At 46.4% G+C, this 16,332-nt stretch carries 14 protein-coding genes; 3 read left to right on the forward strand and 11 right to left on the reverse strand.

Annotated features, from left to right (window positions below; translation table 11 throughout):
- Nucleotides 1-31: 31 nt before the first annotated feature.
- Nucleotides 32-1,948: a diguanylate cyclase gene (locus DXC51_RS17535; protein ID WP_117545052.1), complete on the reverse strand. Its 1,917-nt coding sequence runs from the start codon at nt 1,946-1,948 to the stop codon at nt 32-34.
- A 255-nt stretch (nt 1,949-2,203) separates the two neighbouring features.
- Nucleotides 2,204-2,638, reverse strand: coding sequence for a YjdF family protein (locus tag DXC51_RS17540; protein WP_117545053.1), 435 nt, complete (start codon nt 2,636-2,638; stop codon nt 2,204-2,206).
- A gap of 513 nt (nt 2,639-3,151) precedes the next feature.
- Between DXC51_RS17540 and DXC51_RS17545 the strand changes: the two genes are divergently transcribed.
- Nucleotides 3,152-4,021: an AraC family transcriptional regulator gene (locus DXC51_RS17545; protein ID WP_117545054.1), complete on the forward strand. Its 870-nt coding sequence runs from the start codon at nt 3,152-3,154 to the stop codon at nt 4,019-4,021.
- Between the two features lie 90 nt (nt 4,022-4,111).
- Here DXC51_RS17545 and DXC51_RS17550 read toward each other — a convergent pair whose 3' ends face one another.
- Entirely contained in the window at nt 4,112-4,378 is a 267-nt protein-coding gene (locus DXC51_RS17550; RefSeq protein ID WP_021637531.1) for a zinc ribbon domain-containing protein, read from the reverse strand.
- A gap of 480 nt (nt 4,379-4,858) precedes the next feature.
- Here DXC51_RS17550 and DXC51_RS17555 point away from each other — a divergent pair, with 480 nt between their 5' ends.
- Nucleotides 4,859-5,311, forward strand: coding sequence for a GNAT family N-acetyltransferase (locus DXC51_RS17555; protein WP_117545055.1), 453 nt, complete (start codon nt 4,859-4,861; stop codon nt 5,309-5,311).
- A 174-nt stretch (nt 5,312-5,485) separates the two neighbouring features.
- Here the strand turns inward: DXC51_RS17555 and DXC51_RS17560 are convergent, their stop codons facing one another.
- The 4 genes from DXC51_RS17560 to DXC51_RS17575 all read right to left on the reverse strand — a co-directional run bounded on the left by DXC51_RS17560 (nt 5,486) and on the right by DXC51_RS17575 (nt 9,699).
- Complete coding sequence (locus DXC51_RS17560) at nt 5,486-6,343, reverse strand: AraC family transcriptional regulator (RefSeq protein WP_117545056.1); 858 nt, start codon at nt 6,341-6,343, stop codon at nt 5,486-5,488.
- Nucleotides 6,344-6,549: 206 nt separating this feature from the next.
- On the reverse strand, nt 6,550-7,374 hold the full coding sequence (locus DXC51_RS17565) for a DUF4037 domain-containing protein (RefSeq protein ID WP_117545057.1): 825 nt from the start codon (nt 7,372-7,374) through the stop codon (nt 6,550-6,552).
- Between the two features lie 51 nt (nt 7,375-7,425).
- Nucleotides 7,426-8,496 (reverse strand): phosphotransferase, encoded by a 1,071-nt coding sequence (locus tag DXC51_RS17570; RefSeq protein ID WP_117545058.1) that lies wholly within the window; start codon nt 8,494-8,496, stop codon nt 7,426-7,428.
- Nucleotides 8,497-8,784: 288 nt separating this feature from the next.
- Nucleotides 8,785-9,699, reverse strand: coding sequence for an AraC family transcriptional regulator (locus tag DXC51_RS17575; protein WP_035322606.1), 915 nt, complete (start codon nt 9,697-9,699; stop codon nt 8,785-8,787).
- 240 nt (nt 9,700-9,939) lie between these two features.
- Between DXC51_RS17575 and DXC51_RS17580 the strand changes: the two genes are divergently transcribed.
- Nucleotides 9,940-10,869, forward strand: coding sequence for a multicopper oxidase domain-containing protein (locus DXC51_RS17580; RefSeq protein ID WP_021637539.1), 930 nt, complete (start codon nt 9,940-9,942; stop codon nt 10,867-10,869).
- A gap of 90 nt (nt 10,870-10,959) precedes the next feature.
- Here DXC51_RS17580 and DXC51_RS17585 read toward each other — a convergent pair whose 3' ends face one another.
- The 4 genes from DXC51_RS17585 to DXC51_RS17600 form a co-directional block, all read right to left on the reverse strand.
- Nucleotides 10,960-12,402: a phosphotransferase gene (locus tag DXC51_RS17585; protein ID WP_243003221.1), complete on the reverse strand. Its 1,443-nt coding sequence runs from the start codon at nt 12,400-12,402 to the stop codon at nt 10,960-10,962.
- A gap of 62 nt (nt 12,403-12,464) precedes the next feature.
- Nucleotides 12,465-12,887, reverse strand: coding sequence for an NUDIX hydrolase (locus tag DXC51_RS17590; protein ID WP_025490999.1), 423 nt, complete (start codon nt 12,885-12,887; stop codon nt 12,465-12,467).
- Between the two features lie 98 nt (nt 12,888-12,985).
- Nucleotides 12,986-13,861 (reverse strand): MerR family transcriptional regulator, encoded by an 876-nt coding sequence (locus DXC51_RS17595; protein ID WP_117545059.1) that lies wholly within the window; start codon nt 13,859-13,861, stop codon nt 12,986-12,988.
- Nucleotides 13,862-14,117: 256 nt separating this feature from the next.
- Complete coding sequence (locus DXC51_RS17600) at nt 14,118-16,325, reverse strand: sigma-70 family RNA polymerase sigma factor (RefSeq protein WP_117545060.1); 2,208 nt, start codon at nt 16,323-16,325, stop codon at nt 14,118-14,120.
- Between the last annotated feature and the right edge of the window lie 7 nt (nt 16,326-16,332).

A 16,332-nucleotide genomic window follows, 5' to 3' on the forward strand; every position in this document is an offset into this window, starting at 1 on the left:
TGCGGCTTACTTTCTTCAGTTTTCCTGTATCTCACAGAGAATACTGCTTCCATATTCCTTTTCCATTGTTCTTTGCATCATACAGCGCATAATCCGCCGCACGCAGCAGCATGCTGCCGCTGCTAAGCGATTCCCCGTACCAGGCCAGCCCTGAGGAGATTCGCAGGAAGCCGGTGCTTCCGTCAGGGAAAGTGATTTCTCCGGCACGGATTTCCCCGTACAGTTCTTCCATATAATTGGCGATTTCCTCCCTGGAAGAAAAATGATGCAGAAACAGGCAGAATTCATCTCCCGACCTTCTGGCCGCTATGCCCCGTTCCCCATTGCTTTTTTCCAGGATGCGGGCGCAGCGCCTCAGATATTCATCGCCCCAGTCGTGGCCATAACGATCATTAATTCCCTTGAAATTATCCAGATCCATCATTACCATGGCCGCCGCACCGGGATTTCCCTGCTCCAGCACAAGAGAAACCTCTTTTTTGAAGGTATCAATATTACACAGGCCCGTCAGGGAATCATAATCCCTTTCATGCTGGATTTTCCACTTTTCCTGCATATCCTTTGTCACATCCGCGGCAATACCGAAGGTTCCGTTTTCATCTGAATTCATCTGAAGCCTGACCCATTTTTCAGGCTTCTCCGAAACCTGATACACATTCTTTTCCCCTGCTGCCGGCCTGCACAGAATTTCCCGGAGACGTTTTTCGAAGTTCTCCTTATCCTGATACAGTTTTTTGCCCTCTTCCTCCGTCCAGCCAAGAACCAGGCGCAGCCTGTCGGTGGCCATCACCTCCCGGCTATCCTTTCCGTATTCAAAAACGCCGATAGGCATATCCACCACATCAATTACCTGGGATACCCGCACGGTGGCGTTCAGTATTCCCTGCACCATTTTATTAATCCCTTGGCTCAGCAGCCTGAACTCCGGATTATTGTCCACATTTACCACCGTATCCAGTCTGCCCTCCGTGATTTTGGAAAGATCATCGGTGATGCGGTGGATTCCGTTTACGATCTTTATTTTCAGCAGCCAGTTGATTACAGATATCATGATAAGGCATGCAAATATGAGAAAGGCCATGGTCAAAAACAGCTGCAGGTTCCGATCCTTATAAAGCGCCTTCGACGTTTTCCCCATACCAAGCAGAATATTTCCATATTCCCTGGTTACATAAAATATTCTCTGGCCGCCCTCCTCCATAAATACACCGCTTGACAGACCGGCAAGCGCATCCGGCGTGGCACCGAACTCTGAAAGGTCATACTCATCCATCCGTTCATTATAGTAAATCAGAACCTTCTGCGTATCCTTATCCACCGTAAAAAGCATAGTCCCTGAATCCAGGGGCATACGCGACAATATATACTCCAGCTGGTTTCTCTTTTGAGCCTCCAGCATTCTGGTAGGAGCCATCCCCACCTGCACAATCCCCTTCTGATCCTTTCTAGCCACGCCGATATACTGAAAGACCTTCTGCTCATAGCCGTTGGGACGGATATCCTGGACCAGGTAAGAGTCCGGCTCCTCCAGAATGGGCAGGAATTCTCTTGTCTGATCCGTATCATGAAAATCCATACCAAAATACAACGGAACGCTTCCTGCAAACAGGATGCCGTTTTCATCAATAACATGCAGTTCATCCACGTTAAGCAGCCGGGCAATCCTCTCCAGTTCGGACTGGCTGCCAAGCACCTCCGGATTCTGCTCTATGATATAGGCAAACGCATAGGCGCGGGTCAGGTAATCTTCGCTGAGACTGTCCTTCAGATTCTGAAGCTCCACCTCATTATTTTCCAGCGTCTGCACGATTTGATCCAGCTTCATTTCGGAATTCTCCATCATCCGGTTCCGGGCGTTGAATTCCTGCAGTCCCCAGTTCATCGCCAAAATAGCCAGAAGGGCGACAATAACCACGGCACTCATATAGCGGATAAAAATTTTCTGCATCCTGACCGCTCCTTTTTTGTTATTTCTTATTCCAGTATATGGCCCATCGCTATATAATTCAAGTAAAATGGAGGATTTGCAGGAAAGAAGATTACATGGGCGCCGCCGGTAAAAAATTTCCTCATTCCCCTCTTAAAATAAAATGAAATCAGAGGTAACGGACAAATGAATTCAAATCAAATGAATCCAAAATAAGCAAAGAGGCGGCCGCTTTACGGTGAAACTCCCGGCGGCCGTCTCTTTTCCTATCCTTTCCTATCTTCCCTTATGTTTTTCCTTCCGTTTCTGCTGCTTCAAGTCAAACAACCGCTGCTTTTCGGCTTCCCGCTGCCTGCGGCTCACCGTTCTGCGCTGCGTTTTCCGTTCCTCCTGCTGCAGCTTCAGCGCCAATTGGGATTTGGTTCCGATGCCCGGCTGCCGCAGTTCCCTGCACGCCTGCCGCCGCATCCTTTTGGGATTTTGACCCGTTTCTTTTACCACAGCTTCCACCGAAGGACTGAAACACAGCTTTGAATAATTCCTGAGAAGGAAATCCCATACCTCATAATCCTTAGGCTCCGGGCCAAAGGTAATCTTTGAAACGGATACCCTTCCCTGTGAAGTGCGCTCAAACACCCCCACCCAGAACGGGTCTTCAAAAAACACCCTCAAAACTGCCTGCTGTCCTGCTTCTTCCGATGCTCTGTCCATAAAAGAATCCTCCTTAAATATATTTATGAACAAAGAACGGACGACCCAAGGAGGGAGGGTTACTGACAGCGCTTTCACAAATATTGTCCGCTGCGCCCGGACTACCTACCGGGCTGTGTTTTTATCTCTGCATTTTCATTATACTATACCGATGGAAAAAAGCCAGCCCCGTCTGACATCCGGCGCCGAAGCCAGTCTGCAACGGGGCAGTTCGTTTTTTACACGGTTTTCATCAACTTCTAGCTTAAAATAACATCTCCCTTCTGTTCCCATCTATGCTATTATAATTTCAAAAGATTTTCCTGCGCCATTTTATTATTTATATAAAGCGTTCTAAATAACCAGAGCCCGGAGCGTGGTATAATAACGATATTCTCCTGTCTGCCCTGCATTCGGCCAAAATGGAGCGGACAGAAATGGGCAGGAAAAGACAGGCAACTTAATCTGCCATCATGTATAATAGATGGAACTTTAAGTAGAAATGTGCGTTGCACGAAAGAAAGGACTGACGGTATGGAATGGCTGGAAGCAATGAAGGAAGCTGTAAATTATATGGAAGCTCATCTGATGGAAAATATTACAGCAGAGGATATAGCCGCTCATATAAACCTGTCCCCCTTTTATTTCCAGAAGGGCTTTAAAATCATAACCGGAATGACTATCGGCGCTTATCTTCGCAGCAGACGGCTGTATCTTGCCGCGCTGGATGTGCTGGCCGGAAATGACAGGATCATTGACCTGGCTTACAAATACGGTTATGAAACTCCTGAAAGCTTCACAAAAGCCTTCAGCCGTTTTCATGGGGCGGCTCCCATGCAGCTGAAAAAAAATCCTGACAAACTTCAGGTTTTTCAGCCGCTTCATATAAAAATCACGGTGGAAGGCGGAAGTAATCTGAATTATACAATGGAAAAAATGGATCCGCTGCCGGTAATCGGTCTGGAGCGGATCTTCTCCTTCGACAGCGCATATGATGAAATACCGTCCTTCTGGAACAGCTTCAAGCAGAAATACTGCAATAAAAATGCGCCGGCCCAGGTCAGGGACTGCTGTATCGGAAAGTACGGCATCTGTATCGAAATCCCTGGTAACAGCAGGGATTTCCGTTATATTATCGCGGGCGATTACAGGGGAGGGGAGCTTCCGGAGGGTATGACACAAGCCCTGCTGCCGGGCTGCACTATAGCAAAATTCCGGTGTACAGGGCCGATGCCCGGCTCACTTCAGGCGGTGAATTCGCGTATTTTCAATGAATGGCTGCCGGGGAACTCCCGGTATGAGTTTGCGAGCGGTTTTAATGTGGAAATGTACACAATGGGAGATACCCATTCTTATGATTACAGCAGTGAAATATGGATTCCTATCAGGGAAAAGAAGAAATAAATGTTCCGGTATGACAGAAAGGGAGTCTGTCGGCACTGCATTGAACTCAGCTTAACCTGTAATGCTGACGCGCTCCCTGTTTTTTCATATTCAGTTGTTCTTCCACCGTTTCAGGACAGGGAACCACTGCTGCATCATACTGCGTGCATCCTCTTCCTTTAATTCGGGATTTGATTCCAGCATGGGAGGGATGCAACCTTCAATCATTTCATCCATCGTACATTCCGATGTAAATGCGCCGTCCGCATAGCAATAGGAGCAATAGTCTGTACTCTTGCTGCCGTCTGCCTCCGTTCCGTATAATTCATCGGTATCCCCCATAGGCATTCCGCAGCTCTGGCAAAATCTTTCTTCCATATCTGACTCCTTTCGTCTTTTGATGTATTCATCCTAGCACACATAATATGACAACAGTATGTCAGATTAAAAAGGCGGATAAAAAATTTTCACCTCCGGCTTTCTTATTTCAATAGACCTATGTCTTTATCTATTTCCACAGTCCTCTCGTTTCCACATAGCTTCTGATTATTTCCTTCGCCCTGCCTCAGTCATTTATCAGATCGGTCACGGTCAGGCTCCATATCGGCAGCCTGCGCAGTATGGCAAGCTTCCTCCTTTGCCGTTCCTCCAGACAGGCAATTCTTGACGGCTGCTTAGGAGCATGATAAGCTGAAAATATATTGGAATTTATATCAGATTTTCCGGGAGGAGCATAAATGAGGTGCCATTTTTTGTATAGTGATAATCGCTTGAAATAGCTGACTGGAAGACAACAGCAAAAGGGGAAAGCCTGTTTATACAAGCAGGTTTTATTTTTATACAAATAAGGAGGCACAAATGAATACGCTAGAAATACTTCGGGTAACAAAAGATTGCGATGACTGGGACAAGCTTATCTGCTTTGCAGAAAATTGTAGCTGGGAAGCCGCCGGCGTCCATCTTGCCGAGATGATGAAGAAAGACCTTTTTATCGATTGGGAAAGTGTATTCTGCGCAAAACAGAATGGTCAAATTATAGGCTTCTGCACATTTCTGAAAACAGATTATTATCCCGAAAACAGATACTCACCATGGATAAGCTCAATGTTTGTCGATGAAGATTTCAGAGGGAACCGGATCAGCCGGCAGCTAATTGAATGTGCGGCAGGCTATGCAAAAGAAGTGGGCTTTACCAGAGTGTATATACCCTCAGGCATCACTGGTTTATATGAGAAATACGGTTTTCAAAAAATTGATGTTCTGATAAATTACGGCGGTGATACTGATAATATTTTTATGAGAAATTGTTAGAAGCAATGCATAGGGTATTTATTAAGTTTATCATTCCATTGGAATTTTTATAAGAAACTAAAGCAGCTGTGAACCCATCCACATTGCAGACGTTTTAGTAAAACTACTATATAATCAGGGAGAGTGAAAGCCTCATGTGTTTTCACTCTCTTTTTACAGTTCGTCTGCAGTCCGTTACTGCCGTTTTCTGTTTATTGGTATCCACACCTCAAAACTGGAATTCTGCATATCCGGAGTCAGATATACCTCGATATCAGGGCCGTCTGCATATTCATAGCCGGAAGCGGGCAGCCATTCCGTCACAATTCTCTGTTCAAGCTGCTGGATCGCCTGCGGGCAGGAACCTGTGCCGGTAAAAACAGCCCAAGTATATGCTTCCACCAGATACTCCTCCCACCCTTCCGGTAAAGGAAGAGTGCTGGATACACAGATAAGATACTTCCACTCTTCTTCGTCATTACAGGCGCTCACTCCCAAAATGCCTTTGGGTTCACCGTCCATCATCCCGGCCAGTTTATAAAGGCTGCCGTCCGATCCCGCCTGCTGCCATAGCTGTGGGACTACGGCAAAATTCTTTTCCACTTCAGCCTGCAGTGGGCTGCATACACCGATAACCCGGAAGGCCTTCTTTTCTTCTATCCGGTAATCCAGCCCGACCGCTCCTTTTATCGTTATGGTAAAGCTGATAGGCGGATAGGCCTTTACAGAGACATTGCCTTTTTTCACCAGAGACGGCGCTACACTGTGTACTCCCTGGAAAGCACGGTTGAAGGCTGTAGGAGAAGCATAGCCGTATTTTAAGGCGATATCCACAATCTTCTCATCTGAACTCTGCAAATCCTCAGCAGCCAGAGACATCCTCCTGCGGCGGATATATTCGGAAAGTGGCACGTTTGCCATATAGGCAAACATCCTCTGAAAATGATAGGTGGAACAACATGCGATACGCGCCGCCTTTTCGTAGGAAATTTCTTCCGTCATATGCTCTTCCAGGTATTCCATGGCTTTATTCAGCCGTTCAATCCAATCCATGTGCGCTCCTTTAGTTATATCGTTATATAGTATTTGCCACAATTTATTTTATCGGTTCTTTGCACTTCCCTCCTCTCTTTTTCCATATAGAAACGGAGAGCTTTTTAGTAACAGTGCACCGGACTCATTTATTATAACCTGCATCATGGATTCTGCCCAGCCGGAAAATATTACCCTGAAACCTTTCGGAGCAGGGCGCCAGAGCGCTATTCTTCTATGACTAAGTTCTCCTCCACAAGTTTTTCCAGCTCCTCCACCAGCTTCCTCCACACTTCATAGCAGGCTTCTATCGTTTCCGGTTCTGCGGAAAGTTTTATCGCCTTTCTTATCCTTTCATAGCAGTTTTCCGGCTTTATCCGGAAAGAGGCAATATACTGCTCCGCCCGCTTCCAGCTGGGAAAATAGGTACGGTTCAGCGCATACAGCGTCTGCATGTAATGATCCAGCGATGCCTGAAACACACGATGGTTAAAAATAACATCGCCTCGCAGGATTGCTCTGTCGATGCTTTCTCCATCCCAGATTGCGGGAAAATGGTTCTTAATAATTTTCTGCCGAAGCTGTCCGGGATATTCTTTCAGGTTCTCCTGCATTTCCTTCATTATTCCGTTCCTGTCATATAAAATATGGATGCTGCGCATCGTAGCAAGCCGCCCCAACGGATAAAATTCTCCTTCCGGCTCCAGCCTTTGTCCGCTGGCGACAGTTTCCAGGTACTCCTTCATGCTATCCACTGTGAAATACATAAACATGGTTTCCACGCCGTCTACCAGAAGAATATCTCCGGTCCCCCAGTGAACATCTTCCCTGCATACCTCCATGTTGCATTCCGTATAAAGCTGCCTCTGACCGGCATAGCAGCTTTGTCTCTCTTCATAATCAGGAATTACTCCGCATAGAACGAACAGGTCAAAATCCCCTTGCCCAGGAACCGGAATTTCTGTCATATTCCCTGTCTGTCCGATCGCTTCCACACTTTTCATCGTACTTACTGCATTTACCAGTAAATCCTTTTTCTCTGTCAATTTCACTTTTTCCGCCTCCTCCGGCTGTCATTCTTCTTTTCCTGTACAGCACAGCTCTTAACTATACAGCGCTGACCAAATCTGTTCCTCTCTTTTAAAAATAAACCAGAACAGTTCAAGCGCATTTTCCCTGAAATGTTTCGTTTCCGGTTCATTAAAATAGGCGGCAAACAACAGCTCAATATTTTCCATTACATACGGAACCGCCTGCTTTTCCGCTGCGGTCAGGGGAATACGGCTTTCATATCCGGCTGTCGTTCTGCTGATTACATCATACCATTGTATCTCCTCCATACCATTTCCTACCTGGGCGGCAAGCAGTCCTGCCAGAAAATAGCACAGGTCAAAAACGCGGATATTTCTCTGGCTCAGATCAAAATCAATATACCCGGAAAACGTCCCTTGATCGAACAGGAAATTGCCCAGATGCACATCTCTGTGAATCAGCTGCCTGGGAAGCTCCTCATAGTGTTCCGCCAGTTTTTGTACCGCTTTACAGAAGTTTTTTTCATCCATCCAATGTTCCCGGTACAGGCTTTCCTTTACCCAGCCGTTCATTTCCTCCAGCAGGCTGCAGTCAGGGAAGCTGATTGTTTCGTCTGTAGGCTCAGACTGCGTATACAGGATTTCCTCACATTTACTGAAGGCCTGATGCAGGCTGCCCAAAACCTCCCCCATTTTCTCAGCCATTCCATCCGCTGTAATATCCGCAGCATTGCTGCCGGGCAGCTTTCTGGACAGCATATAATACCTGCTGCCCTCAGCTGCATAGATTTCCCCTCTGCGCGTTTGAATAATCTCTGCTGCGGGAATACCCATCCGGCAGAGCAGCATCTGCATACGGCCGTTTTTTTTCAGCTGCTCCAAATTATCGTATGTCTTCAGTACATATTCATCCGATATGGCCCAGGCTGTTGAATAAATCTGCTTTGCTGTTCCCAACACGTCCCAGTTTGTCAGCACTGACTGTATTTCATTTTGCATTTTATCCCGTATCTCATCCCGCTTATCACCCTGCATCTTATCCTGAACCTCATCACGCTTATCATCACACATCTTATCCTGAACCTCATCACGCTTATCATCACACATCTTATCCTGCATCTCATCACGCTTATCATCACACATCCTATCCTGCACTTACTCCCGCTTATTATTCCACATCGTATTTTACTTCACTTTTTCCGTCTGCTGCAGCAGCAAGCCATTCCATTCTCATTCCTCAAGCTGTTCTATTTTGCAGCCTTACCGTTAATCTACCACATCCGGCAGTATTATTTGTGCTCATCTTTTTTTATTCAGAAAGCATAAGGACGGGAAGTTTCATATATCGCCTTCGGGAAGAGCTGATTGTCAGGATTTTTTTACCGAAATTTATTTTTCGGTATTTATTTTCCGGAATATATTTTATGGAATTTATTTTTCTTTCAGGCGAATGGGAATGCAGATATCCATCTGTACCTTTCCTCCGAAATACCAGCCATGATCTCTGTGGTCATAGTACTCAAAATCATAGCGTGTATCGTCAAATTCGAACTCAGAGCCAGGCAGCCAGTCCGTGAGGATTTCATGCCAGGTATCCTGAATCGCAACCAGGTAATCCTCCGCAGGCGGCGTGGAAAAGACAGCATACAGTCCTCCCTGGATGTCCACTCTTGTCATATCCGGTTCCATTTTTTCATAATCGGCGGGATTATCAATACCTCTTCCTAACAGGTATGTAAATTCCCCGTTTTCCGTATCAATGTCATAGCACATGCTGATCTCAAAATGTTTAGACGCCGTGAAGGTATCATGCAGCTTGGTAAGCAGCGCGGCGCTGTCCATTTTCAGACTGTCCCAGTAGGCCGGGATATCGGCAGTCCTCTTCACATTGGATTTTCTTTGTCTCTGCGGATAACCAATGACAGAAAACGGCGTAAATTCATAAATATGTGGATTCATTTTCTTTTCTCCTTTTTCCTCTCCGGATAAAAAATATTCCTGATCCTTTTCACAGGGCGGCGTAATGCCGGCGCGCAGGAAGCAGAAGGACGGCGGATAACCAAAACATCTTTTGAATGCTTTTGTAAATCCGGCATGTGTCTCAAAACCATATTCCACTGCGGCATCCACCGCTTTCTTTCCCTGTGACAAATCGTAGCGGGCATATTGCAGTCTCCGCCTGGTAACATAACTCATAGCCGGCATACCGGCCGTTTTCGTAAAGATACGGCTGAAATGAAACGGCGAATATCCCGCTTCCTCCGCCAATATCGATACGGACAGTTCTTCGCGTATATTTTCATCAATATACCGCAGAATATGCTGCAGCATCTCTTTGTTTTCCAAGTTCCTGCTCCTTTCCGTACGGTAAGTTAAGTATAGCAGGCCGTTCTGTTTTCAGCTGTTCCGTTCTTGCTCTGTTTTCTTTCCAGGAAAAATACTTCTCCGTCCAGACAGGAGCACCTTATTTGATATATAACATATTTTTCAAAAGAAGTAATATATTGTTACAAACCAGGCGACTGTATTTTAGCAGTAGCTGAGAGGGTACTGAACAGTTGCCAAACCAGGGAAAAGGATATTTTTATGGTAATCACACCAGGAATTCAGGACTTGCCTTATACCATTGTAAACGGGAGAAAATTTTTTGAACTGACAGCAGAGGAAATTTTGTGGGAGCTTGTGGATGGCATTGTCATCCGGGCGTGGGGCTATAACGGTTCCACCCCCGGCCCTACGATTCATGTTTTTCCAGGAGATAAAGTGACCATACGCGTTACCAATCATCTGCCGCACCGCACCAGCGTCCACTGGCACGGCCTGGAGGTTCCCAACCTCATGGACGGGGTGCCTCCGCTGGAACCTTCCCCCTATATTTATCCGGGGGAATATTTTGATTACTCCTTTACTATCTGTAATCCTCCGGGCACTTATATGTATCATTCTCATGTAGAGGTTCCCATCCAGGATAATGCGGGGCTGTTTGGCGGCCTGATTGTGGAAAATCCGTGCCGGACGTTTGACGCTCCCGATAAAGACTATCTGTGCATTCTTCAGGAATGGGCAGTCAACGTTCTGCCCTGGGGCGATCTCACACCAGGTACATATCCGCTGAATTTCGTGAAGCCGATGTTCAATTTTTTTACCATCAACGGAAAAAGCTATCCCCAGACACTGCCTTTACAGGTGAACTGCGGTGACAAGGTAAAGATACGTTTCGGAAACATCCAGATGCATCACCACCCTATTCATCTGCATGGCCATCAGTTCAGAGTTACCGGCGCAGACGGCTTTCCCATCCAGCCGGGAGCTCAGATATGCAAAAATACAATTCTTGTCGCCTCGGGCGAAACCTGGGATGTGGAATTCATCGCCGACAATCCGGGCGTATGGCCTATGCACTGCCATATGCCACACCACGTGACCAACAACGGAGTTCCCACTCTGGGCGGAATGTTTACCACGGTAAATTATACGGATACAAATCCAAACGTGCCGGAAACACACGACGACTAAATTCCCGGAAGCAGGGAGCTCATACATGGCGGTTCCCATTGAAATTCGCTTCATAAATGTGCAGAAGCAGTTGAACCTGGCTGGCGGAGCTTACTCACTTAACAGGCCGCACCGGTTCAACCACTGCCTGAAAACCTTAAGCTGATAATCAAAATAATCATCCTGATGCCAGCAGCACCCCGCATTTTTCTCCATTACTTCTGCATGCAGCCCAATCATCCACAGCTCTCTCAGGGCTGCAAATGCGGGGATGGCCTCTTTTTCTTCCCTGCTGAGGGGTCTTACAGATTCATAGCCCTCCAAATATTTTTTCCATGTATTCCCTTCCATAAACTTTTCATTCTGAAAGCTCTCATCCCACGCATAAACACAGATGTCATATGCCCTCCATCCATAGCCCATACAATCAAAATCGAAGATCGTAGGATCAACTCCTTCGAAAAATACATTACCGCTGTGGAGATCTCCATGACAGAAACCATATTCCGGTGAAGCTTCCGAAAGTCTGTCCTTGATAAAAATCTTCAGCTTTGCCGCGCCTTCCTTCAGGCATCTGTAATCGGCCGGACGATTTTCCAGATAGGGCCGGATACCGGCCAGAGGTTTTTCCGCCAGCTGCATCATATCAATAGGTTCCCTGGAAACACGGAAGTTCTCCTCATCCGCAGTCCGGTGCAGCATTGCCAGCATTCGTCCCAAATGAAAAGCACAGCTTTCGTTATCTTCGGACGGCTGCTTCGGAGCTTCCGTAAACAATGCTGCGTATCTGATGCCCTCCGGTGCCGCAAGTTCCCATACAAAAGGATTGTCAGAACCGGCAGCATGCGCCATTTTTACCGGTACTGCGGCCCGGATCCCCCTTTCTGCCAGCGTCTTTATTATATTCATTTCTTCCAGATAATCTATTCTCTGATGAATCCCCGCCAGGGAAATACGCAGGTAATAATTTGTATTTCCTGCTCTTATCAGATAAATGTCATTCATGCCAAAATCATAGAACCGGCAGTTGAGAGGCTGTTCCAGCTCATAGCGCTGCAAAAGTTCTTTTTTGATATCCTCCGCGTTGAACTGGGAATATCTGACACGAGGTGCCAGTTTCATTTCCAGGTGTTTTCTTACCACATCCCAGTCAGGACTCCATTCCTTTAAAATAAAGCTTTGGCAACCTAATTCAAGATGCAGTTCATTGTCATCCCACCGATCCCCGATTCCGGCCCGGAATACAAAACGTTTTTTCAGTTCTTTGACAATATCCAGCCGCTCCTGCTGGCTGCTTCCCAAATATACCTTTCCCTCCGGGAAACCGGCATCAAGCAGCCATTTATGTGTAGCATCTGTATAAATATCCGGTCTGGCTCCTATATAAACCAGCTCATATACTTCAGCAAGTTCATTCAGACACTCCACACTGCCTTGCGTAGGTTTGTCTTTGGCCAGGTTTTCCTCCGAGAAAAATTTTTCCGTCCCCATAGCTGGTATTCTGTGCCTCATATCGCATATGGTTCCATCAATAAAAATCAATACAGCCTCCATCCCAATCCCCCTCCAAGCGTAATAATTCATGCAGCTAAATTTTCATAAGAAATCGATACACTTCAGTATTTTTCTTCATCCGGTAAATCACTCTCATATTCCTTAATCAGTTCCATGATATGCCCCATATTCCCTCTGCCCGCAAACTGTGTCACATCAAAGAAATCTGAAGAAATATCTATCCAAAGCAGCTCGTTTTCCTCTCCTCTGACGGTAAAATCCTTATTCAGCCGGCCGAAATAGACCTCCAGCCAGTTATCAAACACCAGATAGTTAAAGTCCATCAGATGCGTCAGCTCTATATCCGCGTCAGTAATGCCGGTTTCTTCCCACAGTTCCCTGTAGGCTGCCGTCAGGCCGTCCTCTTCCTTTTCAATCTTGCCGCCCACAAAATTCAGCAGGCCTTTATAAGGATTTTTCCTTCTTCTGCATACAAGGACCTTTTCCTTCTCTTTATCAAAAACGGCTATAATATTGGCTTTCATCCTCTGTCCCCCTGTGTCCGTATTTAAAGCGGCATTTTTATCTATTGTACTTCCGGACGCATGCTTCGTAAAGGATAAACCGGTTATTTTTCAGTCTTTCATTTTTCCGGTCCGCCCGCTTCGTCTGCCAGTTCTTCCGGGCTGATATGAGAAAAATATTCCTTCATGGCCGCTTCCATAAACTCGGAAGCTCCCGCCCCATAAAGCGCATCATTTTCTTCCTTAATTCCATGTCCCGTGTAAAATCCGCTTTCAACAAGCTTCTTCCAGCCCTGTTTATTCACCCGTCCCTGCGTATGCTCCATCAACTCCCTGACAATGGCCTGTACCTCTTCGGATCTGGCATCCCGGGTTAAATCCCCGGTAAGCTTCCTGTAAAGCGCATTGGTTTTCTGTGTCCAGGCATCGTTTATGATATCCGGGATTTTATTCAGCCCTTCCTCAATCACCCTGGTATAATTTTCGGTGCTGCCATAATATTTGACGGCAAGCTCACCCACCCTCTGTTCATCCGCTTTTACCTTATTTATTAGCCTTTCATAGTTTTCTACACTTCCCCATACCCTGATTACTTCCTCTTCATTTTGCTGCTTAAAATTCTCCATCAGTTCGAAATATTCGGTCAAATCAAATGCGTCAAAGCTCATGCAGTCTTCCCCCTTTTCCAGCTTATCCAACAGCTTCAGCAGCCTGGTCAGCCTGTCCCTCTTTGCCCGGATCATTTTTTTCTGTTTCCGGAATACCTCCTGCTTGTCATACTCCGGATTTTCCATAATTTCTTTGATTTCCTTCAGCCGGAAATCCAGTTCCCTGAAAAACAGAATCTGCTGAAGCCGTTCAAGGGCGGCTTCATCATACATCCGGTAGCCTGCATCGGTAACAGCCGCCGGCTTCAGTAAATTAATTTCATCGTAATACTGCAAGGTTCTGACACTCACCCCTGTCAGCTGGGCCACCTGGCTTATTGTTTTCATTTGAATCCCTCCTGAATACCGCAATCCTGTCCGGGCATCCGTCTGTATTCATAATGCCTGATAAGTGATACGGCTTATGCATATATCTATCCTACATCATCACGCTGCGTGAGAGTCAAGGTTTTTCGCATGAATACTTTTCCAGGAGGTTCCCGTTCAGCCTGTGACCAAACTGTAACTGCCCCCAACCATTCAAAATTCCTGCGCAATGGGCCGGATGCACGCTAACGCTATGTATTCCGCCGAATACCGGCGCCTACGCCGTCCGCCTCCTTTTATACGCTGCAAAATGCTCCAAATCCGAAATCATTTTATGCAGCTGTTCCATGATTCCCCCGCATACTCCGCCGCCTGTATCGAAACTTTCCACATACTTTTCCAGCCATTCCTCACAGGTGCGGTCATCAATTTCATTCCGGTAGGCATAGGCAACCACCCCTACCAGTGCCGGCAGGTTACCCTGTTCAAAAAGCCGGGAGTTATTGTTTACATTCAGCGTCCAGTCACTCAAGGCCGCCAGATACAGCAGGGTATCGTCCATTTCTTCTTCTCCCGGGGCGCCTGCGCTCAGAATTTTCTGAACCTCCCTGTCGGAGAAGCCCTTTTTCCCGGAAACCACCATGAGCGACTGGATCGCAAGCTTTATCCGTTCCTTTTCCGGCTGCACTCTGATTACCTTCACGATATCGCTTTGGTTGAATTCTCCGATAAAGCTTTGTAGCCTTGCGTCCTTCACTACGAACTTCTCCACGGTTTCCTCCCGTGTGATATGCAAAAATTCATCCATCAGCAATTCCAGCAGATTCATTTTCTGATGTACGATATTTTTATCCTTTGTTGATTTTTCGTTCAGGTCATCGAAGGAAACGCCGCCCACCTTCCTGCCATGCAGCCTGTCTTTGAACTCCTTCATAAACCGGATAAAGCATTCATCCTCCATTCCCGCCCTGGTAAAACGTCGGAACAGGCCGAACCACAGGAAGGAATCCCTGGAATTGAACATTTCCGCTGTTTCCTGCGTTATTACCTCATCCAGCCTGTCTATATATTCCTCAAAAATGTTGAAGTGGATCACTTTTGCATTTTCCTTTAAATATGTGCAGATATCCTCATTTTTCTTCTTCCAGTCCCCGGGAAAATTGATCGCCATCACACTTTCCGTAATCACCCTGTCCATTGTACCGTTTGTAAACTCCGAAATCCTGTAATTTCCCTTATCCCTGAAAAACGGTTTCCCGGCTATGGCCTTTGCGATCCTTGCATACTGCTCTCCCAGGTGCGTAATCCCCTTCTGCGCCACCGACATGGGCTTGGATGCGTTATATCTCCTGATATGGTATTCAATATCCTCATTGCTGCAATTTAAATACTGCGTCACCTCAAAGTTGTATTCATTAAAATTCTGCTGTAATTTTTCCGGCAGATCCGCATAGCATTTGCCCCGGATATCGCATTCCTTCACCTCATAGCGGGGCAGCCCGTTATCATCAAAAATGATGTTCCCCTCCTGATCCCTTGCGGCCGTCTGATATTTAATCTGATATCTTTCCACATTTTTACTGATGCGGAAGCCGTTCCTCCGGAAGCTTTCCACATTGGAGCAGCGCTGTTTCCCGTCAATCGCCCAGATGATGACCACCCCGTCAATTACCTGCTCCGCAAAAACCAGGGGCGGTATGGGATTATCCTGTAAAATATCGGAAATCAGATTTCCTTTCATTACGTTGCTCCACTGTTCGGATTCCCTTTGCAAAGGATGATCCAGGCGGATTGAGTAATCATACATTCTCTGGATGATGGCATACACCTGGTAATTTTTCGGTTTGCTTTTCTCGGCTGTCTGAGATATCACTTTATTCATTAATTTTCCCTCCCGCACGTTTGCCAGCTCAGGTTCCTTATGTCTGTGAAGGACCCGGCTCCTGTCAAAATTCTTTATTTTCTTCATATTGCTGCTATAGGTATGTTCATTGATATGAAGCTGTTCCATAATGTCTGTCTTTGTCAGCCCGTCCAGCTTCATGTGTACGATTTTCTTCTGGACGCCGGACAGCTCTTCCAGGAACTGCCCTATCCATGTATTCTGTAAGTCCGGTTCCTTTTTTTCCAGTTCGGCCTCCATATCAAAATCCGATTCCAGCATATCGCCCAGCACGCTTTCCCCATCGCCAACAGGCGTATCCAGCGAAACGGACTGGGTATCCGTCTTTCTCTTTTCCCTGTTTCTCTTCGTAAATTCAGTCTTGATTCTGTTGAAAAGGCAGGCATATAAAAAACCCTCAAAGCTCTGTGTTCCGTCAAAACGCCGCAAGGCACCGGTGAACACTTCATTGGCCAGGGAGTAAAAATCATCATAATCCTTTTGCGATATACCGCTGAACCTGCGTAAAATCCTGTCTACCATACGCCGAAGCTTCCTTGCATTCTGCGTATAATACTCCTCTAATAAATTGTCATTGTCCATTTTTTAC

The sequence above is a fragment of the Eisenbergiella massiliensis genome, from assembly GCF_003435485.1.